General features: G+C 60.5%; 20 protein-coding genes. 9 read left to right on the top strand and 11 right to left on the bottom strand.

Annotation, left to right across the window (positions count from 1 at the left end; translation table 11 throughout):
• Positions 1–10 precede the first annotated feature (10 nt).
• On the bottom strand, positions 11–625 hold the full coding sequence (gene rsmG / locus A11A3_RS14540; RefSeq protein ID WP_008930085.1) for a 16S rRNA (guanine(527)-N(7))-methyltransferase RsmG: 615 nt from the start codon (positions 623–625) through the stop codon (positions 11–13).
• Positions 622–2,517, bottom strand: coding sequence for a tRNA uridine-5-carboxymethylaminomethyl(34) synthesis enzyme MnmG (gene mnmG, locus A11A3_RS14545; RefSeq protein ID WP_008930086.1), 1,896 nt, complete (start codon positions 2,515–2,517; stop codon positions 622–624). The genes rsmG and mnmG overlap by 4 nt, the downstream gene beginning before the upstream one ends.
• Before the next feature lie 290 nt (positions 2,518–2,807).
• On the opposite strand from mnmG, the gene A11A3_RS14550 reads away from it, so the two are divergent.
• The 3 genes from A11A3_RS14550 to A11A3_RS14560 all read left to right on the top strand — a co-directional run bounded on the left by A11A3_RS14550 (position 2,808) and on the right by A11A3_RS14560 (position 7,675).
• Positions 2,808–4,508 (top strand): potassium/proton antiporter, encoded by a 1,701-nt coding sequence (locus A11A3_RS14550; RefSeq protein ID WP_008930087.1) that lies wholly within the window; start codon positions 2,808–2,810, stop codon positions 4,506–4,508.
• Between the two features lie 109 nt (positions 4,509–4,617).
• On the top strand, positions 4,618–5,427 hold the full coding sequence (locus A11A3_RS14555; protein WP_008930088.1) for an SDR family NAD(P)-dependent oxidoreductase: 810 nt from the start codon (positions 4,618–4,620) through the stop codon (positions 5,425–5,427).
• A gap of 433 nt (positions 5,428–5,860) precedes the next feature.
• On the top strand, positions 5,861–7,675 hold the full coding sequence (locus A11A3_RS14560) for an acyl-CoA dehydrogenase C-terminal domain-containing protein (protein WP_008930089.1): 1,815 nt from the start codon (positions 5,861–5,863) through the stop codon (positions 7,673–7,675).
• Between the two features lie 92 nt (positions 7,676–7,767).
• Here the strand turns inward: A11A3_RS14560 and A11A3_RS14565 are convergent, their stop codons facing one another.
• On the bottom strand, positions 7,768–8,139 hold the full coding sequence (locus tag A11A3_RS14565) for a hypothetical protein (RefSeq protein ID WP_008930090.1): 372 nt from the start codon (positions 8,137–8,139) through the stop codon (positions 7,768–7,770).
• A gap of 213 nt (positions 8,140–8,352) precedes the next feature.
• Entirely contained in the window at positions 8,353–9,951 is a 1,599-nt protein-coding gene (locus tag A11A3_RS14570; RefSeq protein ID WP_008930091.1) for an isocitrate lyase, read from the bottom strand.
• A 395-nt stretch (positions 9,952–10,346) separates the two neighbouring features.
• On the opposite strand from A11A3_RS14570, the gene A11A3_RS14575 reads away from it, so the two are divergent.
• From A11A3_RS14575 to cspE, 3 genes are all read left to right on the top strand, one after another.
• Positions 10,347–11,723, top strand: coding sequence for a WS/DGAT/MGAT family O-acyltransferase (locus tag A11A3_RS14575; protein ID WP_008930092.1), 1,377 nt, complete (start codon positions 10,347–10,349; stop codon positions 11,721–11,723).
• A 97-nt stretch (positions 11,724–11,820) separates the two neighbouring features.
• Entirely contained in the window at positions 11,821–12,684 is an 864-nt protein-coding gene (locus A11A3_RS14580; RefSeq protein ID WP_008930093.1) for a D-hexose-6-phosphate mutarotase, read from the top strand.
• A gap of 192 nt (positions 12,685–12,876) precedes the next feature.
• Positions 12,877–13,080 carry a transcription antiterminator/RNA stability regulator CspE gene (cspE, locus tag A11A3_RS14585; RefSeq protein WP_008930094.1) on the top strand — a complete coding sequence of 68 codons (204 nt, stop codon included), beginning with the start codon at positions 12,877–12,879 and terminating at the stop codon, positions 13,078–13,080.
• Between the two features lie 62 nt (positions 13,081–13,142).
• Here the strand turns inward: cspE and A11A3_RS14590 are convergent, their stop codons facing one another.
• From A11A3_RS14590 to A11A3_RS14610, 5 genes are all read right to left on the bottom strand, one after another.
• Positions 13,143–13,586: an REP-associated tyrosine transposase gene (locus A11A3_RS14590; protein ID WP_040297260.1), complete on the bottom strand. Its 444-nt coding sequence runs from the start codon at positions 13,584–13,586 to the stop codon at positions 13,143–13,145.
• Between the two features lie 205 nt (positions 13,587–13,791).
• Positions 13,792–14,457 (bottom strand): M48 family metallopeptidase, encoded by a 666-nt coding sequence (locus A11A3_RS14595; RefSeq protein WP_008930096.1) that lies wholly within the window; start codon positions 14,455–14,457, stop codon positions 13,792–13,794.
• A gap of 57 nt (positions 14,458–14,514) precedes the next feature.
• Entirely contained in the window at positions 14,515–17,604 is a 3,090-nt protein-coding gene (locus A11A3_RS14600; protein WP_008930097.1) for an efflux RND transporter permease subunit, read from the bottom strand.
• Positions 17,601–18,740, bottom strand: a complete 1,140-nt coding sequence (locus tag A11A3_RS14605) for an efflux RND transporter periplasmic adaptor subunit (RefSeq protein WP_237738876.1) — start codon at positions 18,738–18,740, stop codon at positions 17,601–17,603. Before A11A3_RS14605 ends, A11A3_RS14600 begins: the two co-directional genes overlap by 4 nt.
• A gap of 149 nt (positions 18,741–18,889) precedes the next feature.
• Complete coding sequence (locus tag A11A3_RS14610) at positions 18,890–20,524, bottom strand: fatty acid--CoA ligase (protein ID WP_008930099.1); 1,635 nt, start codon at positions 20,522–20,524, stop codon at positions 18,890–18,892.
• A gap of 248 nt (positions 20,525–20,772) precedes the next feature.
• Between A11A3_RS14610 and A11A3_RS17310 the strand changes: the two genes are divergently transcribed.
• Positions 20,773–21,519, top strand: a complete 747-nt coding sequence (locus A11A3_RS17310; protein ID WP_008930100.1) for a transporter — start codon at positions 20,773–20,775, stop codon at positions 21,517–21,519.
• A 77-nt stretch (positions 21,520–21,596) separates the two neighbouring features.
• On the opposite strand, the gene A11A3_RS14620 is transcribed toward A11A3_RS17310, so the two are convergent.
• Together A11A3_RS14620 and A11A3_RS17830 are read right to left on the bottom strand one after the other, a co-directional pair.
• Positions 21,597–22,979 carry a class II fumarate hydratase gene (locus A11A3_RS14620; RefSeq protein ID WP_008930101.1) on the bottom strand — a complete coding sequence of 461 codons (1,383 nt, stop codon included), beginning with the start codon at positions 22,977–22,979 and terminating at the stop codon, positions 21,597–21,599.
• 40 nt (positions 22,980–23,019) lie between these two features.
• Positions 23,020–23,208: a hypothetical protein gene (locus A11A3_RS17830; protein ID WP_157375743.1), complete on the bottom strand. Its 189-nt coding sequence runs from the start codon at positions 23,206–23,208 to the stop codon at positions 23,020–23,022.
• 454 nt (positions 23,209–23,662) lie between these two features.
• Between A11A3_RS17830 and A11A3_RS14625 the strand changes: the two genes are divergently transcribed.
• Together A11A3_RS14625 and A11A3_RS14630 are read left to right on the top strand one after the other, a co-directional pair.
• Complete coding sequence (locus A11A3_RS14625; RefSeq protein ID WP_008930102.1) at positions 23,663–24,646, top strand: AAA family ATPase; 984 nt, start codon at positions 23,663–23,665, stop codon at positions 24,644–24,646.
• Positions 24,647–24,663: 17 nt separating this feature from the next.
• A complete protein-coding gene (locus A11A3_RS14630) occupies positions 24,664–25,332 on the top strand; it encodes a hypothetical protein (RefSeq protein WP_157375745.1) in 669 nt (222 codons plus the stop codon).
• The last annotated feature ends 7 nt before the right edge of the window (positions 25,333–25,339 follow it).

Here is a 25,339-nt window from a genome sequence, read left to right on the forward strand (position 1 = left end):
CTAACAGGCATCAAATCTTGTTCACCACCACCAGCGTTCGCGGTTCATCCAGACCCGGCACGCTCAGCGCATGGTACTCGCCCTGCCAGCCAGCGGGCAGGGCCGCCAGTTCCTGGTCGGTACTGGCCGCTTTCATGGCCAGGACCCGACTAGTGTCGCCGATTATCGGCGTCATTAACGCCAACATGTCCGACAAGGAGGCAAACGCCCGGCAAATAATCTGTGGTGGAGCATTACGGTACTGTTCCACGCGGGCATGCACAACCTCCACGTTGTCCAGCCCCAGCTCGCGCCGGGCCTGGCGTACGAAGCGGGTTTTCTTGCCGTTGGCGTCCAGCAGCACAAAGCGCTGATCCGGCCGCGCCACCGCCAGAATGATGCCGGGGATGCCGGCGCCGGTGCCCACATCCAGGGTGTCCATTGCTGACACATGGGGCAGTACCGCCAGGGAATCGAGCAGGTGACGGGTGACCATCTCCGCCGGGTCACGCACGGCGGTAAGGTTGTAGGCCTGGTTCCACTTCACCAGCAGGTCAATGTAGGCCAGCAGGCGCCGTTGTTGGTCATCACTGAGGGGCTGGCCCAGCGCCTCGACGCCCTGGGCCAGTCTGGAAGCAAGGGTCATGCCTGTTGTGCCGCCCGGGTCCGATGCTGGTGTTTTTTCAGGTAGATCATCAACAGGGAGATGGCCGCCGGGGTGACACCGGGAATCCGGCCGGCCTGGCCTAGAGTCTCCGGGCGCACTTCGCCGAGCTTCTGCTTGACCTCGTTGGACAGGCCCTTGACCTGACCATAGTCGAAATCCGCCGGCAGCGCGGTGGTTTCCGCCGCCCGCAGCTTCTCGATTTCGTCGCTCTGGCGATCAATGTAGCCGGCGTACTTGGCCAGGATCTCCATCTGTTCGATCACTTCCGCCGAGGGCGTGTCATCCAGCGCCACCGCCTGCGCCAGGCTGGCGTAGCTCAGCTCCGGGCGCTTGAGCAGGTCCATCAGGCTGTATTCACGGTTGAGCGGCTTCTCGATCAGGGTGTTGACGGCCTCGGCCTGGGGCGATTTGGGCTGCACCCAGGTGCTGCGCAGGCGCTGCTCCTCCTTGGCCATGCCCTCGCGCTTGGCATTGAAGGCGGCCCAGCGCTCGTCGTCCACCAGGCCCAGTTCGCGGCCCTTTTCGGTGAGACGCAGATCGGCGTTGTCTTCACGCAGCAGCAGCCGGTATTCGGCGCGGCTGGTGAACATGCGGTAGGGCTCCTGGGTGCCCATGGTGATCAGGTCATCCACCAGCACACCGATGTAGGCCTCGTCACGGCGCGGCGTCCAGGCATCCTGCTCCAGGCTCATGCGCGCCGCATTCAGGCCCGCCAGCAACCCCTGGGCACCGGCTTCTTCATAGCCGGTGGTGCCGTTGATCTGGCCGGCGAAGAACAGCCCGGGCATGTGCTTGGTCTCCAGGCTGTGCTTGAGGTCCTGGGGATTGAAGAAATCATATTCGATGGCGTAGCCCGGCCGGGTGATGTGGGCATTCTCGAAGCCACGGATGGAGCGCACCGCCTGCAGCTGCACGTCGAACGGCAGGCTGGTGGAGATACCGTTGGGGTACAGCTCGTGGGTATCCAGGCCTTCCGGCTCCACGAAGATCTGGTGGCTGTCCTTGTCCGGATAGCGGTTGACCTTGTCCTCGATGGACGGGCAGTAGCGCGGGCCGGTACCTTCGATCACGCCGGTGAACATGGGGCTGCGGTCAAAACCGCCGCGGATGATGTCGTGGGTCTGCGCATTGGTGTGGGTGATATAGCAACACACCTGCTGCGGGTGCTCTTCCACCTTGCCCAGGTAGCTCATGACCGGCAGCGGGCTGTCGCCCCACTGCTCTTCCATCACCGAGAAATCCACGGTCTTGCCGTCGATACGCGGCGGGGTGCCGGTTTTCAGGCGATCGACCCGGAACGGCAGCTCGCGCAGACGGCGCGCCAGGGCATTGGACGGCTGGTCGCCGGCGCGGCCACCCTGGTGGTTATCCAGGCCGATATGAATGACGCCGCCCAGGAAGGTGCCGGTGCACAGCACCACCGCATCGGCCATGAAACGCAGGCCCATATTGGTGACCGCACCCACGCAGCGACCGTTTTCCACGATCAGGTCATCCACCGCCTGCTGGAACAGGGTCAGGTGGGGCTGATTTTCCAGGGTGTGCCGGATGGCCGCCTTGTAGCGCACCCGGTCCGCCTGGGCGCGGGTGGCGCGCACCGCCGGGCCCTTGCGGGCATTGAGCACACGGAACTGGATGCCACCCTTGTCGGTGGCACGGGCCATGGCCCCGCCCAGGGCGTCGATCTCGCGCACCAGGTGGCTCTTGCCGATGCCGCCGATGGCCGGGTTGCAGCTCATCTGGCCCAGGGTTTCGATATTGTGGGTCAGCAGCAGGGTGGACACGCCCATGCGCGCGGACGCCAGTGCCGCCTCGGTACCGGCATGGCCGCCACCGATCACAATCACGCCAAATCGCTGGGAAAAGTCCATCTCACACTTACCTTGCAGGCTTGCCTGCTGCTCAAAATATGACCAAAAGGGCGCGCTAGTATAAAGGGAACGTTTCTCGCTGCAAGCATCACGCAATAGACCCGCGCGTTCACCGCGAAAAGACCGGAGCGTTTCTCTTCGCCTGCGTGTGCTCTGTGGTAAAAGCGCCGGTGATTCCAGGCTGACATCGCGCCGCCAGCGACGCTCCTGCGGCAAACGTGTAGCGCATCGCCCCTTGCGTGTAAGCTATTCTACTATAGAACCCTGATGTCACTTAACCGGAAGACGGCTTGGATTCTCTCAACCTTTTTTTGCTGATCGGCACCGGGCTGATGTTCACCGGCCTGCTGCTGGGGTCGCTGAGTGCCCGTTTCGGGGTACCGGCCCTGCTTATCTTTCTGGTGGTGGGCATGCTGGCCGGCGAGGATGGCCTGGGCGGCATCAAGTTCGATGATTTTTCCCTGGCCTATGTGGTCGGCAACATCGCCCTGGCGGTAATCCTGCTGGACGGCGGCCTGCGCACCCAGTTAAGTACCTTCAAGCTGGGCCTCAAGCCGGCCCTCAGCCTGGCTACCCTGGGGGTGGCGGTATCCGCGGCGCTGGTGGGCGCCTTTACCACCTGGCTGATGGACGTGGACTGGCGCGTGGGCCTGTTGCTGGGCGGCATTGTCGGCTCCACCGATGCGGCGGCGGTGTTCAGCGTGATCAAGGGCGCCGGCGTCAAGCTCAATGAGCGGGTGGCCAGCACCCTGGAAATCGAATCCGGCCTCAACGACCCCATGGCCATCTTTATTACCCTGATGCTGGTGGGCCTGCTGGTGGACCCGCAGGCGGACTGGGGCCTGGGCATGGTGGTCACCCTGGTCAAGCAGTTCGGGCTGGGTGCCCTGTCCGGCCTGCTGCTGGGGGTGGTACTCAGCGAGGTGCTGCTGCGCGTGCGTAGCAATGAGGGCTTGCATGCATTACTGCTGTGCAGCGGCGGCGCCATGGTGTTTGCGCTTACCAACCTGGTGGGTGGCAGTGGCTTTCTGGCCATTTATCTCACCGGCCTGGTGGCCGGCAACCGCCGGGGCGGCACCGGCGACAATGTGCTGCGCTCCATGGACTCCATGGCCTGGCTGGCCCAGTCCGGCATGTTCCTGATCCTGGGGCTGCTGGTGACGCCCTCGCGGCTCACCGACCACCTGCCCCAGGCGCTGGCGGTGGCCTTCTTTCTGATGCTGCTGGCGCGGCCGCTGTCGGTGTGGGTCAGCCTGCTGCCGTTCCGCTTTACCTGGCGGGAGAAGACCTTTATTGCCTGGACCGGGCTGCGCGGCGCGGTGCCGATTGTGCTGGCGGTATTCCCGCTGCTGGCCGGGGTCGGTCAGACCCGGCTGCTGTTCGACATTACCCTGGTGGTGGTGCTGATTTCCCTGCTTGGCCAGGGCGCCAGCCTGCGCTACATGGCCCGACGCCTGAAGGTGTCGGTGCCGCCCAGCACCGAACCCAAGCAGACCGTGCCACTGGCCGTGCCCCGCGACCGCTACCTGATGCAGTTCGAGGTGGAAGGCGGCGCCAAGGCGGTGGGCAAACCGCTCAGTGAGCTGGGCGAGGACGAGCGCACACCGTTGCTGCTCTACCGTAACCGCCAGGTGCTGGGGGTCGGCGACAACCCCACCATCGAAGCCGGCGACATGATTGCCTGGCTGGCACCGCTGGCCCACAAGTCGGCCCTGTCGGATCTGTGTCACCAGCTCAGCCGCGATGAAAAACGTTATTACGGCGATTTCTCGGTACTGGGTAAAACCCCGGTCGCCCAACTGGTGGCCATCTACGGCATGGAGGCCCCGGCCAACCTGCGCGAGGGACTCACCGTCACCGAGTTGTTTGCCCAGCAGGTCGGCAAGCAGGCGGTGGTGGGCGACACCGTGCTGGTCAGCGGCCTGAAACTGCGGGCCCGCTCCGTGCAGGAGGGCCGGGTGATTCTGGCCGGCTTGAAACTGCCGGGCTGACCGCCCGCCCCAGATGTGACAATGGGTTATTCTGACCTGCCCGGCCCTTGAGCTGACGGGCAAAGCAGGACAAGCTTTGCCCTTCACTGACTTTCAGCAAGGACAGCCCATGGCCCAGTTTTCAAACCACCGTGTTCTGATCACCGGCGCCGGTGCCGGCATCGGCGCCCTGATGGCCGAACAGTTTGCCGCCCAGGGGGCGGAGGTGATCGTTACCGCCCGCCGCATCAGCGCCGCCCGCGAGGTGACCGACCGCATCAAGGCCGCCGGCGGCAAGGCCCACCCCTATGTGCTGGACGTCAGCAAGATTGCCTCCATCGCCAAGTTCCGCGACAAGCTCCATGAGGAAGTGGGCCCGATCACGGCACTGATCAACAATGCCGGGGTGGTCTTCGGCGGCGAGTTCGAGCAGGTGCCCCTGGAACAGCACCTCAATACCTTCCGCATCAATACCGAAGGGCTGATGGCTACCACCCATGCCTTCCTGGATGACCTGATCCGGGCCAAACAGGGTTATCTGGTCAATATCGCCAGTGCCTCGGCCTTTGTCGGCCTGCCCTACGGCAGCACCTACGCGGCCAGCAAATGGGCGGTGGTGGGCTTTTCCGAATCCATTCGCCTGGAGCTGGATGTGCGCAAGATCCGCCATGTGCACGTGACCACGGTCTGCCCCAGCTATATTTCCACCGGCATGTTCGACGGCGTCAAAACCCCGCTGTTCACTCCCATGCTGACCCCCGAGAAGGTGGTCAAAAGCATCATCAAGGGCATGCAGAAGAAGGACAGCTTCGTGATCGAACCGCCGATTGCCAAATCCACCGAGCTGCTCAAGGCGGTGCTGCCGCAGAAAGCCTGGGACGAAGTGGCCTACCGGATGGGCGTATCCACCTCCATGTATAGCTGGAAGGGCAAGAAATAAGACCGCTACGAGCCGCCAACTTTCAGCTGTGCGGAAAAACCTTTCTACAGAGCTGCTGTAGGAGCGCCGCTTGAGGCGCGAACCGCGCAACAGCCAGGTAAAAGGTTCGAGTTACGACCGCCAAAACACCAACCCCTGGTGCCTGGCGGTTTTCGGTTTTCGAAACTCGCTTCTGGAGTCCTTACCTCGCTTTGGCTCAGATCGCTTGCAGGCAAGCTCCTACAGCGGCTTCGCAGAGAGGTTGGGGTTGCTTGAATCTCAACATCCCGTGAACGCCCATTCACCCTAACGCCCGCCCCTGCCCGCCTTGACAGTCAATGCCTTCTGGCTGGCATTCCCTAACAATGCGCCCCCTGATGCGCTGTCCGTTTCTGACTTGATCCTTGCCGGAACCGACAGCTCCACCGTTTTCTGCCTGACGAGGGTGATTGCTATGCCGACTTATAAGGCCCCCGTGCGCGATATGCGCTTTTTGATGAACGAAGTGTTCGATTTCGAAAGCCACTACAAGACCATTCCGGAAGGCGAAGAAGCCACCCCGGACATGGTGGAAGCCATTATCGGCGAAATGGCCAAGCTGTGTGAAAACACCCTGGCGCCGCTCTACCAGACCGGCGACGAAGAAGGCTGCAAGTTCGAAGACGGCAAAGTCACCACCCCGAAAGGTTTCAAGGAAGCCTACGACGAGTTCGTGGCCGGCGGCTGGCAAGGTCTCAGCCACCCGGTGGAATTCGGCGGCCAGGGCCTGCCGGCGTCCCTGGGTCTGATCAAGTCAGAGATGATGGCCACCGCCAACTGGTCCTTCACCATGTACCCGGGCCTGTCCATGGGTGCCATGAACACCATCCAGATGCACGGCTCCGACCAGCAGCTCCAGGATTACCTGGTACCGCTGACCGAAGGCCGCTGGGGCGGCACCATGTGTCTGACCGAGCCGCAGTGCGGTACCGACCTGGGCCAGGTGAAAACCAAGGCCGAGCCGCAGGAAGACGGCTCCTACAAGATTTCCGGCACCAAGATCTTCATCTCCTCCGGTGAGCATGACCTGACCGAAAACATCGTTCACATCGTGCTGGCCCGCCTGCCCGACGCCCCCAAGGGCACCAAGGGTATCTCCCTGTTCATCGTGCCCAAGTACCTGCCGGGCAAGATCGGTGAAGACAATGGCGTGCACTGTGGTTCCCTGGAAAAGAAAATGGGCATCAAGGCGTCCGCCACCTGTGTGATGAACTTCGACGAGGCCACCGGCTTCCTGATCGGCCCGGAGAACCAGGGTCTGGAGTGCATGTTCACCTTCATGAACACCGCCCGTATCGGTACCTCCATTCAGGGTCTGGCCCACGCCGAGCTGTCCTACCAGGGCGCACTGACCTACGCCAAGGAGCGTAAGTCCATGCGTGCACTGTCCGGCAAGAAAGAACCGGATGCCATCGCCGACAGCCTGATCCACCACGGTGACGTGCGTCGCATGCTGCTCAAGCAGAAGGCCGTCGCTGAAGGTGGCCGTGCCATGATCTACTTCGCCGCCCAGTACGCGGACAAGATGATCAGTGCCGCCCAGGCGGACAATGACGAAGAGTACAAGAAGTGGGATGACGAGCTGGGCTTCCTGACACCGATTCTGAAGGGCTTCCTCACCGAGAAAGGCCTGGAAGTCGCCAACGACGGCATGCAGGTATTCGGTGGCCACGGCTACATCAAGGAACACGGCATGGAGCAGATCGTGCGTGACGCACGTATCTCCACCCTGTACGAAGGCACCACCGGCATTCAGGCCCTCGATCTGCTGGGCCGTAAAGTGCTGCTGCTGACCAAGGGCAAGTGTGTTCGTGACTTCAGCAAGAAGCTGGTGGATTTCGGCACCAAGAACCTGCGCGATCCCAAGCTGCGCCCGTTCGCCTGGAAGCTGCTGAAGATCGCCGCCGAGTGGAACTACCTGACCACCCGCATCATGCTGGTGGCCGCCAAGGACCGCGACGTGGTATCCACTGCCAGCTACGACTTCCTGATGTACTCCGGCTACGCCATGATGGCCTACTTCTGGGCCCTGCAGGCCGGTGTTGCCCGTGACAAGCTGGAAAACGGCGGCAACGAGCCGGCGGAGTTCTACAAGGCCAAGCTGGCCACCGCCGAGTTCTACTTCGACCGCATGCTGCCCAGCGCCAAGGCCCACGCCGATGCGGCGCTGAAGCCGACCAAGAGCACCATGCAGCTCAAGCCGGAACACTTCTCCTTCGATTACGAGTAACAGGAGAAGATCGGACGTCCACTGTCTGACGTCGGATGCAAGAAAGGGCGGCCTTCGGGTCGCCCTTTCTGCTTTTGCCGTAACAGGTTCGGTTATTCCTCGATTAACCCCTGCTTTTTCAGCTCCGAACGGATCGCCCCGTGGGTTCGTTCAAACTGCTTCGCCAGATCGGCAAGATCCGCGCCTGAGCGATAGGCCTCACCAACGGCCTGACGCTGCTCTTCCTCCCAGGGAAAACCGGCATTGGCTGGCAAACCCTTTTGCCGGTTGGCTTCGCGTTTCTGCTCCTCCGTGAGCCGCGGCCGGGGTTCCTTTCGCCCCTCCAGAGCCTGGATCGCCACGAACAGGGCCCGAATGATTTGTGGGTGATGGTAGTGGGAGTCCTCCGGAAACGATTCCCCGGTGACCGGATTCACTCCCTGTGCCAGTGCTGTCAGCGTTTGCAGTGATTCGCGAATATCCATGCGTGCTCCTGTTGCCCAAGCCGGTATGGTCGCTGCCATTGCCATGCCCTGCTATCAGACAATCACCCGGATTGATGTCATCGCATCCTGATATCTCTTGTTTCGCCGCCCGGGAAACAGCGACACAGGAACACAGTGCATATGGCGGGCACAAAAAAAGCGGCCCCCTTTCGGAGGCCGCTTTTTCAAGACTTACCTTGAGCAGATCGGAACTTAGTTGTTCTCGAACTGGTTCATGGTGTTGTCTTTACCGCCGGCTTTCAGCGCTGCTTCACCGGAGAAGTACTCTTTGTGGTCATCACCGATGTTGGAACCGGCCATGTCCTGGTGCTTCACGGTAGCGATGTTGCGACGGATTTCCTGACGCTGAACACCTTTGGCGTAGGCCAGCATGCCTTCTTCGCCGAAGTAGCCTTCTACCAGCTGGTCGGTGGACAGAGCAGCGGTGTGGTAGGTCGGCAGCGTGATCAGGTGGTGGAATACGCCAGCTTCGCGGGACGCTTTGGCCTGGAACTCTTTGGCCCACTCGTCAGCTTCGGCCGCCAGCTCGGTGTCGTCGTACTTCACGCTCATCAGAGCAGCACGGTCGTAGGCGGACAGATCCTTGCCTTCCTTCTCCCAGGCATCGAATACCTGCTGACGGAAGTTAAGGGTCCAGTTGAAGGACGGGCTGTTGTTGTAAACCAGCTTGGCGTTCGGCTCTTGTTCCTTGATGCGGTCAACCATCTGCTTGATGTGCGCAACGTTCGGAGTCGGAGTCTCGATCCACAGCAGGTCAGCGCCGTTCTGCAGGCTGGTGACACAGTCCAGAACCACACGATCGATGTTGGAATCGCGACGGAACTGGAACAGGCCGGAAGCCAGACGGGTCGGCTTGAGCAGCTTGCCATTGGACTTGATCACAACGTCACCGTTGTTGATTTCGTCAGCGGACTCGATGTACTCGCCTTCCAGGAAGGAGTTGTACTGGTCGCCCAGGTCGCCCGGCTCGTTGGTCACGGCGATCTGCTTGGTCAGGCCGGCACCTTCAGAGTCGGTACGGGCAACGATCACACCATCGTCAACGCCCAGCTCGAGGAAGGCATAACGAACGGCGTTGATCTTGGCCAGGAAGTCGGCGTGGGGAACGGTCACTTTACCGTCCTGGTGACCACACTGCTTCTCGTCGGAAACCTGGTTCTCGATCTGGATGCAGCAAGCACCCGCTTCGATCATCTGCTTGGCCATCAGGTAGGTGGCTTCCGGGTTACCGAAACCGGCATCGATGTCAGCAATGATCGGCACAACGTGGGTTTCGAAGTTGTCGATCTTTTCGATGATTTCCTTCTGCTTGGCAGCGTCGCCGGCATCCTTGGCGTCGTCCAGAGCACGGAACAGGTGGTTCAGTTCCCAGGCGTCAGCCTGCTTCAGGAAGGTGTACAGCTCACGGATCAGGTCAGCAACAGCCGTCTTCTCGTGCATGGACTGGTCAGGCAGCGGACCGAACTCGGAACGCAGGGCAGCAACCATCCAGCCAGACAGGTACAGGTAGCGACGCTTGGTGCCACCGAAGTACTTCTTGATGGAGATCATCTTCTGCTGGCCAATGAAACCGTGCCAGCAGCCCAGGGACTGGGTGTACTTGCTGTTGTCAGCATCGTAGGCCGCCATGTCTTCACGCATGATCTTGGCGTTGTACTTGGCGATGTCCAGATGCGTGTTGAAACGGTTTTGCAGACGCATGCGGACCGCAGATTCCGGATTGATGTCTTTCCAGGTGCTGTTGGCACCAATCACGGAGCTCAGTGCTTCGATGTCTTTGGTGTATGACATGGTGAACCTCTGATTAACAAATTGGTGTATCGATACCGGGAGGGGCAACCCTGCTCATGTCATGCATGCCGGTCTACCGATGCCGCGCATTCTAGTGCCAGTGAACCCATAAACATAATCAATATGGTCTATGTTCGGTATTCGCGCCATGAATGCTCTTGATGACAGCAAAACCGACTCATACTTAGGTACCAGTCGAAGCGGATTCATTGTCATTGAGTAATGAGACAACGCCTTGATTTACCGAAGAGACCACCGCTTTACACCATCCACACAATGACCCAGTGACCGCTTTGCTACTATGATCATTCCTGCACAGCTGGCATGGCCCCTGCATTGCTGTTTTCAGGGGGCGCCACTGTGTTCAAGGACAGACAGACTATCAAGGGGACTCTATGAAAGCGCTTAGCCCGGTGGACCAGTTGTTTTTGTGGCTGGAAAAGCGGCAACAACCCATGCACGTGGCTGGCCTGCAGCTGTTTTCCTTCCCGGAAGATGCCGGCCCCAAGTACGTCAGTGAACTGGCGCAATCCATGCGCGATTACTGTTGCCCCGTGGCCCCTTTCAATCAGCGCCTCACCCGTCGCCTGGGTCAGTACTACTGGACCGAGGACAAGCAGTTCGACATTGATCACCACTTCCGCCACGAAGCGCTGCCCAAACCCGGCCGTATCCGGGAATTGCTGTCACTGGTGTCCGCCGAACATTCCAACCTGCTGGATCGGGAGCGCCCGCTTTGGGAAGCCCACCTGATTGAGGGTATTCGCGGCCGGCAGTTTGCCCTTTACACCAAGATTCACCACTCCGTGGTGGACGGCATCTCCGCCATGCGCATGGGCATGCGTGCCCTGTCGGAGGATCCCAACGAACGCGACCTGCCGCCGGTGTGGGCCTACCAGCCGAAAAAACGTCCCCGCAGCGGCCTGCCCAGCAACCCGGTGGATGCGGTGTCCAGCCTGGCGCGGCTGACCGCCGGCGTCAGCAAGCAGGTGGCCACCGTGCCCGGCCTGGCACGGGAAATCTACAAGGTGACGCAGAAGGCCAAGACCGACGAAAACTATGTGTCGATCTTCCAGGCGCCGGACACCATGCTCAACCATTCCATCACCGGTTCGCGACGGTTTGCCGCCCAGAGCTTCTCGCTGCCACGGCTGAAGAAAATCGCCAAGGCATTCGACTGCACCATCAATACCGTGGTGCTGTCCATGTGCGGCCATGCCCTGCGCGAGTACCTGATCAGCCAGAACGCCCTGCCCGATGAGCCACTGATTGCCATGGTACCCATGAGCCTGCGTCAGGATGACAGCGCCGGTGGCAACCAGATCGGCATGATCCTGGCCAACCTGGGCACCCATATCTGCGACCCGGCCAACCGCCTGCGGGTGGTGAACAACTCCGTGCAGGAAGCCAAGCAGCGCTTCTCGCAAATGAGCCCGGAGGAGATCCTCAACTTCACCGCCCTGACCATGGCACCCACCGGCCTCAACCTGCTCACCGGGCTGGCGCCCAAATGGCGGGCCTTCAATGTGGTGATTTCCAATGTGCCCGGGCCCCGTGAGCCGCTCTACTGGAACGGCGCCCAGCTCCAGGGCATGTACCCGGTGTCCATCGCGCTGGACCGCATTGCCCTGAACATCACCCTGACCAGTTACGTGGACCAGCTGGAATTCGGCCTGATTGCCTGCCGACGCACCCTGCCTTCCATGCAGCGGTTGCTGGATTACCTGGAGCAGTCCATCCGCGAACTGGAGATTGCCGCCGGCCTGAAATAGGCCGGTTGTGATGTTACTGACCCCGGCGCGTGACACCTGGCAATGATGGCCCGGCGGCACGCGCCTTCCTTTTTTCTGCCCCTTTATGTGGATACCTATGCAAACCCTCACTCGTGGTGAACTGGACTGTGTGGAAATCCACCATCGCGGCCAGCGACTGGTGATCGCCGACCAGGGGGCCCAGGTGCTCGAATACCAGCGCGATGGCGAGCCGCCACTGATCTGGCTCAGTGACCAGGAGGGCTACCGGCCCGGCCAGAGTGTGCGCGGCGGGGTGCCGGTCTGCTGGCCCTGGTTCGGCGCCCTGACACGCAACCCGGCCACCCTGCAGGCACAATATTCCCTGAGTGATCCCCCCGCCCATGGTCTGGTGCGCGGCCTGCCCTGGCAGCGTATCCGCCAGCACCAGGATGATCAGCGCGTACAACTGGTCTACCGGCCGGCATCCTGCGCGGCCTTGCCCGCCGTGCCGACACTCACCGTAACCCTGGACGATGCCCTGACCCTGAGCCTGCACAACCACAACCCGGGCAGCTCGCCGGTATGGATCAGCCAGGCCCTGCACAGTTATTTCGCCGTTGGCGATATCCACCGGGTCAGCGTGCAGGGGCTGGACGGCTGCCCCTATGTGGATGCCATGGATGACTGGCAACGCCACACCCAAGACGCGGCACTGACCTTCAAGGGTGAAACCGACCGCCTTTACCTGTCGCTACCCAACCAGCTGCATATCGACGATGCCCGCTGGCAGCGACGCATCAGCCTCTCGGTTTCCGGCAGTCGCTCGGCGGTCATCTGGAACCCCTGGGTCGACAAGAGCCGACGGCTGAGCCAGTTCGCCGATAACGCCTGGCAGGGCATGCTTTGTATCGAAACGGCCAGGGTGCTGGAAGACGCACTCTGCCTGGCCCCGGGGGAACAACATGAAATGGCCGTGCGTTTTGTGACAGAGGCGTTATAACCCCCGGAAAAACCCCTGAAAAAGAAGTGGTGCAATCTGAAAAAGGGGAGTAGAGTCGGAAGTGGCTGCGAATTATGGCCGAGGATTGTTTTGGTAGTTGTCTTCCCTGCGTGAAGCTGAAGTTGTCTCCGAACACCCCCATCATGGTTTGCAAGCAACACTTTAAGTTTAGTTTTTGAGGTATAGATTCACATGGCTACTGGTACTGTGAAGTGGTTCAACGAGTCCAAGGGTTTTGGTTTCATCTCCCAGGACGATGGTGGTGCAGACGTATTCGTTCATTTCAGCGCAATCAACGGTTCAGGCTTCAAAACCCTGGCCGAGGGTCAGAAGGTTTCCTTCGAGATCCAGCAGGGCCCCAAAGGTCCTCAGGCTGCCAACGTCGTAGCTGACTAAGCTACCTCGCTGGTACGAAAAAACCCGCTTCGGCGGGTTTTTTTGTGGGTGGAGGGTAGCCTCTACAACCAGGCCGCATTCCAGTAAGGGTAATCGGCAAGCCGTGATACCAGCCCCGCCCTCAAGGGATTGGCGACGATGTAACGGGCCACCTCAATCACCGACTCCTCTTCTCTGAGCGCATGATCATGAAATCCTCTCTGCCAGACAGACAATCCCATGCGCCGTACGACTCTGGATTTCAGCATCATCACCGTGTGTGACAGGGAATAGCGCTCGCCCAGGGAAAAAAGCCAGTGCACGTGATCGGGCATCACCACAAAACACCATGTCTGTGTCGCTCCGGACTGATCCACATCGGTAATGCTACGACACACCCTGACCGCCAGATCATGATCTTCAAACCAGCGGCGACGCCCCTTGGTCACCGCAGTCACATGATAAATGCCGCCGGGTTGTGAATATCGCCCCGTGCGTAACCGGTGCCCGTGATATCTGCCTGTCATGACTCAAATATGGCCATGCCGGCAAGGCTTGCCTGTCAGTGATAACGCAAGCCCTCGTAGGAGGGCACCGCTTTTTTATGTCTTCGCAGGGAATCCGGCGCCTTGGGGTCATGAGGGGTTCGCGACTCGAGCGTCGCTCCTACGGGAAATCGGTGGCGCAGTAGGAGCGACGCTCGAGTCGCGAACCCGACACACAACAAGCCCCCTACGGCTGATACAGCGGCTGCTCCAGTAGCGCCTTGCGCTGGCGCCAGTCGGGCATGCGTGCGTCCATCAGGGCGTGGAAGCCGGGGCCGTGGTCCATGTGCTGCAGGTGACACAGTTCGTGCATCACCACATAGTCCAGCACCGCTGGCGGATAGTGCAGCAATGCCAGGTTCAGGTTGATGTAGCCCCGGGCGGACAGCGAGCCCCAGCGGGTGCGCATCTTTTTTACCCGCAAGGTGGGGCGGTTGTAGCCCTGGGCGGCGAACCAGCCAAATTGCCGGTCGATGCTGTCCTCGAACAACGGCCGGGCCTGACGGCGCAGCCAGTTCTCCACCGCACTCTGCACCGGGGCCTCCTGGTCCGGCTCGGCCAGACGAACCTGCAGATAGCCACCCTGGCGCTGAACGCGGCTGACACCCTGGCAGACATCCAGCTGCAGCGGCTCGCCACGGAAGCAAAAGGCCGCGCCGTCCTGCCAGCGTTGACGGGGCCGGCGGGCCTGGCGCTGTTGCTGATCCCGGATCCATTGCCGACGACTGTCCACAAACGCCTGTACCATGCGCAGCGGTGCGCGGTTGGGAGCACGCACCTGCACACGGCCGTCTTCCAGCACCCGCAACTCCAGGCTGCGACGTTTGCTGCGAATCAGTTGGTAGTCGGTCATGTTCACTGAATCCGCCCTCCAGGCCGGCGCGTCGCTGGCGACGCCCCGGCAAGGGGGTTAGTCGTTGTTGGGCAGTTCCTTGTCCAGCTGCTGCTTCACCGCATCCGCCGGGGCCGCATAGGGCGCCAGCCACTGGTAGAGCACCGGGATAATAAACAGGGTGAGCACGGTGGCAAACAGCAGACCACCCAGAATCACCACGCCGATGGTCATGCGGCTTTCCGCGCCGGCGCCGGTGGCCAGCACCAGCGGCACGGCACCGATGATGGTGGACACGCCGGTCATCAGTACCGGGCGGAAACGGATGATGGCGCCCTGATAAACCGCCTCGCTCACGGCCAGGCCCTGGTCGCGCAGCTGGTTGGCAAACTCGACAATCAGAATACCGTTCTTGGCCATCAGGCCCAGCAACATGATCATGCCGATCTGGCTGTAGATGTTGAGACTGTCACCGGTCAGCCACAGCGCCAGCACCGCCCCGGCAATGGCCAGCGGCACCGTCAGCATGATGATCAGTGGGTGAATCCAGCTTTCGAACTGGGCCGCCAGCACCAGGAAAACGATCACCAGTGCCAGCCCGAAGGTAATGTAGATGGCCGTGGAGGCATCATTGAATTCCTCCGCCATGCCCTTGTAGCTGATACGCGCATCCAGGGGTAACAGTTCCCGGGCGCTGTCCTGCACAAAGGCAATGGCGGTGCCCAGGTCATAGCCGTCATCCAGATTGGCGGACAGGGTGATGGCCGGCAGCCGGTCGACCCGACGCAGCTCCGGCGCATCGCCCACTTCACGGATATCCACCACGCTGGAGAACGGCACCAGGTTGCCATTGGCGGTGCGCAGGTAAATGGCATTGATGTCGGCGGGCGAGCGGCTGCTGGCATCATCGGCTTCCATCAGCACATCGTATTCGCGGCCACGGTCCACATAGGTGGAGGCCTGCAGGGTGGCAAACATGGCCTGCAGGGTCAGGCCCACATCATTGGCGGTGACGCCCAGATCCGCCGCCCGTTCACGGTTCAGGGTGACGTTGACCTGGGGCTGGGTCTGTTCGAAATCGCTATCCACGCTGTGCATGCGCGGGTTGTTTTTCATGGCCGCCATCAGGGTGTCGCTCCAGGCCTGCACGTCCTGGTAATCCGGGCCGGCCACCACCACCTGCAGCGCCTGGTTGAAGGCACTCTGCCCCAGTCCCGGCGGGTTGACGGCAAAGGCGCGCAACCCGGCGATCTGCCGCAGGGGGCCACGCAACTCGCTGACAATCTGCTGCTGGCTGCGATCCCGTTCCCCCCAGTCACTCAAGCGCACCAGGGTAAACGCCCGTTCCGGCACGCCGCGAAACCCGACGATGGACAACACCTGGGCATCACCGCTTTGCAACAAGGGTTGCAGAACCTTTTCCACCTCTTTCACATGGTGGGTGCTGTAGGCCACGGTGGACCCCTGCGGGGCGGTGGCCGGAATCACGAACATGCCGCGATCCTCGGTGGGCGCCAGTTCCCGCGGCACGGTGGTAAACACCGCCAGCGCCGCCAGGCACAACAGCACGCACACGGCCACCACCGGCCAGGGCCGCGCCAGGCTGGCTTTCAACCAGCGGCTATAGCTCCGATTGAGCGCCGCCAGACTGCGCTCGAGAACGTGCCTGCGGTTTTCCAGCTCGCGCTGAGTGTGGCGATGCAGCCAGCGGGAACAGAGCATGGGAGCCAGGGTCAGGGCCACGATGCAGGAAATCACCACCGCCGCTGCCAGGGTAAAACCGAACTCGCCGAACAGCCGCCCCACATCACCGCCCATGAAGGAAATCGGCACGAACACCGCCACCAGGGTGAGGGTGGTGGCCACCACCGCGAAGCCCACCTGGCGAGCGCCCAGGTAGGCCGCCACCAGCCGTGACTCGCCCTCGTCGATGCGCCGCTGGATGTTTTCGAGCATGACGATGGCATCATCCACCACCAGGCCGATGGCCAGAATCAGGGCCAGCAGGGTCAGCACGTTGATGGAAAAATCCAGCATACCGAAGCCAATGAAGGCGCCGATCACGGAGACCGGGATGGTCACCGCCGGAATCAGGGTGGCGCGCACATTGCCCAGGAAGGCAAAGATCACCAGGATCACCAGCACCACGGACAACCCCAGGGTGACCAGCACTTCCTTGATGGAGGCACGGATAAACAGGGATTCGTCGGAATTGATATTGAGGCGAATGTCCGCCGGCAGGGTCTCGCGCAGGGCCTGGATTTCCGCACGCACCCGATCCGATACCGCCACGGTGTTGGCCTTGGACTGGCGGATAATACCCAGGCCGATGGCCTTGGCCCCGTTGGCCAGCAATTCGGTGTCGTCGTCCTCCACCCCCAGTTCCACCCGCGCCACATCCGCCAGGCGCAGCAGGTGGTTACCCTGATGGCGAATCACCAGGCGGCGGAACGCCTCCACCGTGGACAGCCGATTGTCCGCGCGCACCGTGAAGGCGCGGGCGGCGGATTCCAGCCGGCCCGCCGGCAGCTCCACATTGTTGCTGCGCAGGGCCTGCTCGATATCACTGACGGTGACGTTGTGGGCAGCCATGCGCGTTCGGTCCAGCCATACCCGCATGGCGTAGCGGCGTTCGCCGCCGATGAACACCTCCGAAACCCCTTCCAGCACCGCAAAGCGGTCCACCAGGGTGCGCTCGGCAAAGTCGGTGAGTTCCTCCGGGTCCAGGGTGGTGCTGGTCAGCGTCACCCAGATGATCGGCCGGGCATCGGCATCGGCCTTGGCAATCACCGGTGTGTCCGCTTCCTCCGGCAGCTGGTTGAGCACCCGGGAGATGGCATCGCGCACATCATTGGCGGCCACGTCCACATTGCGGTCGAGGTTGAATTCCACATTCAGCCGTGCCGAGCCCAGGCGGCTGCGCGACTCGATCTTGCGCACGCCTTCCACGCCAGCCACCGCCCCCTCGATAACCTGGATGATCTGGGTATCAATCACCTCCGGCGCCGCACCGGGATAATCCACCGAGATGGACACCTGGGGCGGATCGATGTCCGGGTATTCACGGATCGGCAACTTGAGCAGGGCACTGATGCCGAACACCACGATCAGCAGGCTAACCACGGTGGCAAACACCGGCCGCTTGATGGAGACATCCGACAGCATCATGCGTCGGTATCCGCCGGAGCCGGTGACGGCGTGACCGGGTCGGCAGGCGCCTTCTCCTCCAACAGCGACTGCTGCTCCGGCATCAGTGCCTGCGGGTTGTCCACCACCTGCACCGGGTCACCACTGCCGAGGCGGGCATGGCCATTGACGATCACCCGGCTGGCCGCCGCCAGCCCCTGGCGGACTTCCACCCAGCCCTCGCGGCGCCCGCCCAGGGTCACCGGGTGACGCCGGGCTTCGCCGTCACTGACGGTAAATACATAGCTTTGCGCCCCCTGGGTAATGATGGCCTGCTCCGGTACCAGCCGGGCCGGGCGCTGGCCCAGCTGCACCACGACCCGCAGGAACTGGCCCTGGCGCAGGCGATGCCCCGGGTTATGCAGGCGCGCCCGGGCCCGCAGGCTGCGACTGTCAGCCTGGATGCGGGTATCCAGGCGGGCGATGCGGCCCTGGAAGGCAGTACCCGGATAAGCATCACTGGTGGCGGTCACCGGCAGCTGCTTTTTCATGCGGCCCAGATAACGTTCCGGCACCTGGAAATCCACGTCCACATAATCCAGGTTATCCAGCGTGGTGACCGCATCGCCGGCATTCAGGTAGGTACCCGGGTCCACCTGGCGCAGCCCGACGACCCCGGCGTAGGGCGCCTTGATGAAATGGTCGTTGTAGTTGGCCTGGGCCGCATCCAGATTGGCACGGGCGGATTCCAGGGTGGTGCGATAGGTGTCCACCTCGGCCTGGGAGATGGCGCGGCGCTGCATCAGGGTCTGGCCCCGTTGATAGTCCTGACGGGCACGGTCGAACTCGGCCTGGGCACCGGCCAGGCGCGCTTTCGATTCACGGGCATCCAGGGTGACCAGCAAGACGCCCTTGGCCACCTGCTGGCCTTCCTGGAAATGCAGCGACGATACCCGGCCGGGCACTTCCGCCACCAGGGTAATGGCATCCGCGGCCCGGGCATTGCCCACCACTTCCACCGTATCAGTCAGTTCACGGCTGATCACCGGCGCCAGATTAACCACCGCCGCCGGCCGCGCCACCGGCGCCACACTCTGACGGTGGCTCAACCACCACAGTACCAGCGCGGCCAACGCCAGCATGCCTGCCAGCCCGACCCCCTTGCTCTGTCTTGTCACCGGTTATCCCCTTTGCCCTTGGTGTATGCCATGCCGCCTTGCAGCACGGCGCAGCCCGCACACTATCGTGCCGGCATATTATGCAAGCAATAAGGAAAAGCCGGTGAAAACCGCTACGAAAAAGGGCCCGAGCGGGCCCTTTACCGGTATCACACCATTTCGGCGCGCATTTTCTTCTTGTCCAGTTTGCCCACCGAGGTACGTGGCAGGGCATCGACGAAGATCACCCGGTCGGGAATACCGTAGCGGCTGATGATGCCCTTGTCGGCAAAGTCGGACACCAGTGCCTTGATGGCTTCCTCGTCGGCATCGCCGCTTTTCACCACCAGCGCCACCGGCCGTTCGCCCCACTTGTCATCGGGCACCCCGACCACGGCACACTCGCCCACGCCCGGGTGCTGCAGGATCAGGCCTTCCAGGTCGATGGAGGACACCCACTCGCCACCGGTCTTGATCACGTCCTTGATGCGGTCGACGATCTTCAGCCAGCCATCCTCGCTCATCACCGCCACATCACCGGTATGCAACCAGCCGCCGTGCCACAGCTCTTCGGATTTTTCCTTGTCATGCAGGTAGCCCTGGGTGAGCCAGGGGGCACGGACCACGATTTCGCCCTGGCTCTTGCCGTCGTGGGGCACATCGTTCATCTCGCCATCGACAATGCGCAGCTGCGCCATCACCACCGGGCGACCGGTGCGGGTGCGATAGTCCACCTGGGTGTCCAGATCCGCCTTCTCCAGTTCCGGGGTCAGCTGAGCCAGGGTCAGCAGCGGGCAGGTCTCGCTCATGCCGTAGCCGGTATAGATGTCGATGCCACGCTCCAGGGCGCCCCGGGCCAGGGCCTGGGGCAGGGCCGAACCACCGATGATCACCTTCCAGCGGCTCAGGTCCACGCTCTTGGCGGCCTCCGCCTGCAACAGCATCTGGATAATGGTGGGCACGCAGTGGGAGAAGGTCACCTGGTGGCTAACCAGCAGTTTGAGCAGGGTGGCCGGCTCATAGCGACCCGGGTAGACCTGCTTGACCCCCAGCATGGTGGCCATATACGGAATCCCCCAGGCATGCACATGGAACATGGGGGTAATGGGCATGTAGACATCGTCTTCGTTGAAACGGCCCTGCCCCTGGCCGGCCATGGTGTTGCGCCCGGCAAAGGTATGCAGCACCAGCTGACGGTGGGAGAAATACACGCCCTTGGGCAGACCGGTGGTGCCGGTGGTGTAGAAGGTGGTGGCGCGGGTGTTCTCGTCCAGCTCCGGGAATTCGAAGCTGGCCGGTGCCTTGGCCAACAGGTCTTCGTATTCGCCGGCCAGCGGCAGGCTGTCGCTGCCGGTGACACCATCATCATCCAGCAGGATATAGCTTTTCACGGTTTCGATGCGGTCCTGCATGCCTTCCAGCACCGGCAGGAACTCGCTGTTGACCAAAATCACGTCATCCCTGGCATGGTTGATGGTGTAGAGAATCTGCTCCGGACTGAGACGCACATTCACCGTGTGCAGTACCGCGCCCATCATGGGAATGGCGAAGAACGCCTCCAGATAGCGGTGGGTATCCCAGTCCATTACCGCCACGGTATCGCCGGGTTTGACGCCCTGGGCCGCCAACGCCGCAGCCAGGCGCTGTACCCGCTCGCCAAACTGGCGGTAGGTCATGCTGAACTTGTCGGCATAAACAATTTCCTGCTCCGGCGATTTGCGGATGCCGGCCTCCAGAATGCGGTGGATCACCAGCGGCGGCTCCACCGCCGAAGGGGTGCGTTGAATGGTCAGGTCGTTGCTCATGCGCTCTCTCCGAAATCCCTGTTTTTATGCCGCACCAAAGGGGCACGGCCGAGTGTTGTAGCGTGTCATTACCGCCGCAAGGCGGCATTCAAGACTGCCATATTTCCCGGTCTTGGTCACGATGACCGCGTTCTGCCGGCCCGCCCTGCCCGACCGGTGACCTACCCTTTCGGCTAATGGAGAGCGCCGCCGCGCCGGTGCTAGGCTGACACCGGGTTACCCGGCCTGTTTTCAGGGAGAGAACAACAATGACCCGCTGGATTGCGCTGCTGCTTTGTCTGCTGGCGGCTCCGCTCTGGGCGACCACGGAATTCGAACGCCCCGGCCTCAATATGCCCACCACCACCCTGGATACCGGCCGCTTCGCCTGGGAGCAGGGGCTGCCGGATATACGTATCAATACGGTGGCCGAGCGCAAGACCGTGACGGCGGGGTTTACCACCCGCTTGCGCGCTGGCCTCTGGAAACCGCTGGAGCTGCAGGTGGCCAGCCCGCTTTACCTCTTTCAGCAAACCGAAGACCAGGGTCTGAAGAGTTATCAGGACGGGGCCGGCGACAGCCAACTGGCGCTCAAGGCCGCGCTGTATCACGGGCCGGTGTTCCGTGCCGCGCTGCGCACCGGCGCCACCTTCGATACCGGCAGCGATGCCTTTACCCGGGGTGACCAGGGCGGTCTGCTCACGGTCTCCGGGGACTGGCGACTGGACGACCGGCACCGGCTGTCGCTGACCGCAGATTACCGGGCCCTGTCCGCCAGCGAAAAATGGCTCACCCTGGTTCCCCACTGGCAAGCGCAGCTGGATGATCAACTCATGATCTTTCTGGAAGCGGTCTATAGCCACGAGCAGGACAGCGGCCGCGATGATAACCGTGGCGGCGGCGGCATTGCCGTGCGCCCCTGGCCGGACACCCAGCTGGATTTCTACTACCGGGGCGGTTTTGATGATGAAAGCACCGACCATGAAACGGGTCTGGGCCTGTCCGTGGCGTTCTGAACGGCCCGGCCCGGTAGGAGCGACGCTCGAGTCGCGAAGGCAGCTGCCCCTCCAGTGTCGCGCCTGCAGGTAAGCATTCAGCCCGGCTGGGTGAGCGTGCGTGGGTCGAGCAGCTTTTCCAGTTCGTCCCGGCCCAGGTCGGTTTTTTCCTCTGCCACCTCGATCACCGGCCGGCCACTGGCAAAGGCTTCCTTAGCAATGGCGGCGGCCTTTTCATAGCCGATCACCGGGTTCAGGGCGGTGACCAGAATCGGATTGCGGCCCACGCCCTCCGCCAGCCGTTCGGCGTCATAGCGCATGTCGTGGATGGCCTTGTCGGCCAGGTTGGTACAGCTGTTGGCCAGCCACTCGGTCATGTCCAGCAGATTGGTGGCCACCAGTGGCAGCATCACATTGAGCTGAAAGTTGCCGCTCTGGGCGGCGATGCCGTTGGCCTGGTCCAGCCCCATGACCTGGGTGGCCACCATCACCACCGACTCGCAGATCACCGGGTTGACCTTACCGGGCATGATCGACGAGCCCGGCTGGGTGGCCGGCAACTGCACCTCACCCAGACCGTGGATGGGCCCGGAATTCATCCAGCGCAGATCGTTGCCGATCTTCATCAACACCACCGCCAGACCGCGCAGGGCCGACGACAGATTGAGGGGCGCATCCAGGGCACTCTGGGCCACGAAAGGGTGAGGCATGGCACGAAACCGCTGACCGGTTTCCTCGGCCAGCTGTTCGGCAAAGCGTTGCGCAAAGCGGGGATGGGCATTGATACCGGAGCCCACCGCTGTACCGCCCTGGGGAATGGCCAGCAGATCATCGCGGGCGCGGCCCAGCCGGGTGGAGGCATCCTGTAGCTGGATCACCCAGGTCTGCAGCTCCTGCTCCACGGTCACCGGCATGGCATCCATCAAATGGGTGCGGCCGGTCTTGACCAGGTCATGGCTTTGCCGGGCCCGCATGCCCAGGGTAATGATCAGATGCTCCAGGGCCGGGATCAGCGTGTCAGTCACCGCCAGTACCGAGGAAAGATGAATGGCCGTGGGGATGGTGTCATTGCTGCTCTGGCCCAGGTTGACCTGATCATTGGGGTGAATCTCCACACCGGCATCACGGCACAGGTGGGCAATCACTTCGTTGACGTTCATGTTGGTGCTGGTGCCGGAGCCGGTCTGGAAAATATCCACCGGAAACTGGTCACGGTGATGGCCGGCCAGCAGGTCGTTGCAGGCCGCGGCAATCACCGCCGCCTGCTCTTCGCTGAGCTCGCCCAGCGCCTGATTGGTGCGCGCGGCACTGTGTTTGATACGCACCACCGCATCAATAAAACGGGCCGGCAGACCGCGACCACTAATGGGAAAATTGTCCACCGCCCGCTGGGTCTGGGCACCCCACAGGGCCGTGGAGGGGACCTGAATGTCTCCCAGGGAATCCGTTTCGGTGCGGGTGTCACGGGTCGGCGATACCATGGCCAGCCTCCTGCCAGTACGGTGAAACATCGGGCTCTCATCATGGCATGGCATCGCCATGGATGCATTTCAAGGTCAGGCCATCATGGCCGGAGCATTGCCAGCCATGACCAATGTGTGGGAGTCCCGTCAGGCGGGGATTATTTGCCGATACAGAATATTTATTATCTTTTAAAAACAATGATTTGTAAATTTTTCGGAGCACTTTCGGAGTGCCGAAATCAGCCAAAATTTATACTTTTTCCTTAACTTTCTGGTCATTCAGTGTTCGATTACCCATTTCCTAACTGGGAAAAGTGGGAATTTGGGAACACAACCAGCGTCACCCCAAACACTTTTTACGCCAAAAACCGATAAAAGAAGCCTACTTGGGCACTTGAGGATAGAAAATGCCCGTAAAAGGCAGTACATTGTACTGCATAGTATCATGATGAGGTGTGCATGGCACGGTCCAAACAAGAGACGTTGTCATTTAGAACAACTTCTGAAATCAAGCAGCTTTTGAAGGTAGCTGCCGAACATGAGCATAGATCGCAAGCATCCATGGTCGAGGTTCTAATATTGGAATATGCCAAACAAAATAACTTGCTGTCTAAGAGTCAGGATGAAACGAACTCCAGAATCTATAGAAGCAACGATATATAATAACAAATGGCGTGAGCTCAAACTTCGGGGAAACAGCTATGGCTAACGGGAAAGTTCTTCGACAATTAATTAAGGCTGGAGCCAGTGGTGACACTGACGAATTCCGTCGTGCGTCTGAGGCTGTAATTAGAGATGAACGCCAGAAGCAGCATCACTTACTGGCTAATGATCTCGAACAAATTTTGTATGGCGAACATCTAAAACCCGCAAAGCGTAACGGCCGTAACATTTTACCCATTCCCCCTGTTGATAAAGAACGAGGCTTGCCCTTGTTAGATATTCGGCAGGCTCAACGATCTATTGAAGAAATAATTTTACCTTCAACTAGCCTGGCGTCGGTCGAGGAGTTGCTCGAAGAACATCGTCGAGCCGACGTACTTAGAAGTTACGGGATGAAACCATCGGGAAAGGTTATTTTTCACGGCCCGCCTGGCTGCGGAAAAACACTTGCAGCAGAGGTTATTGCTTTTGAGCTTGATCTGCCACTTGCGATTGTCCGACTAGACGCTCTGGTCTCCTCTTTTTTAGGCGAAACCGCTGCGAATCTTCGTAAGGTTTTTGAATTTATTGCAGAGCAGCCGATGGTGGTCTTGTTCGATGAGTTTGACGCAATAGGCAAGGAACGTTCAGATTCTGGAGAACATGGTGAGTTACGTCGAGTAGTCAATGCTGTGCTACAGATGATGGACGCCTATGTGGGCAAGAGTTTGATCCTAGCAGCAACAAATCACGAGCAAATTCTAGACAGTGCAATTTGGCGGCGCTTCGATGAAACAATAGATTTTCCACTACCAAATGTTGAGCAAGTACAACAAATTCTATCGCTTAAATTGCGAGGGGTACGAAGGCAATTCGAGATCGATGAAAAGCCCGTGCTTAACCTGTTTGAAAAGCGCAGTGGTGCTGACATCGAGCGCATTATTCGTCGAGCGGTGAAACGTATGATTCTCCGAGGGCAAGAGTTTCTGACTATGAAAGATTTGAAGCAGGCCTCCTTGAAGGAAAATTATAATAAAATTTAAAAGGGATTTTATGACTTATGGCTGGTGAATTTGAGCATCTTAGCATTGAGAAAGAGCCTTTCCATAACCCAAGAAGATCTGGTCGTCCTCCGAGATTTGCCAAGCGTAGTGATTTACGAGGGCATGGTCAAAGGTTATCTGGTGCACTCTCTGCCACTACAAAAACAATCAAAGGTCAGATAGCGTCGCGCCCAGATGCATATATTTTAAAATTGAAATATGAAGACGCCTTGTCTTTCGACAAACTTGGAGTACATGGCGTAGAGTTTATTAGCCAAGAGGATAACCAAGTTTGTGTTGTATTTACCTCGGAGCAAGGGTTGGCTATTTTTTCAGATCACCTGGCAAAATTGGGCATTGATGATAATGAAATAACAGCTAGACAGCTTTTAGAGGCCATTACTGGAATTGAAGCATGGGGCGCTGAAGACAGAAAAAGTTGGGCGGTCAGGCAATATGGATTTCCAGCGGTTGATTTTTTTACGTTAGATATAGAGTTATGGCCACTAGAAGTCAGCGGAAGCCCTAAGCGCAAAGAAATCATAGCCGCGTTCGAGCAATGGCTAGTGCGAAATGGAATTAAAAAGAAAGATTCCGTGAACTTAGACAGTTTGCTTATGTACCGGGTGGATCTTGACCGGGAAGGTGCAGAAAAGCTGCTCAATGAATCGCCACCAGTTTACTAGACACCTT

This window comes from Alcanivorax hongdengensis A-11-3 (assembly GCF_000300995.1).
GTDB lineage: Bacteria > Pseudomonadota > Gammaproteobacteria > Pseudomonadales > Alcanivoracaceae > Alcanivorax > Alcanivorax hongdengensis.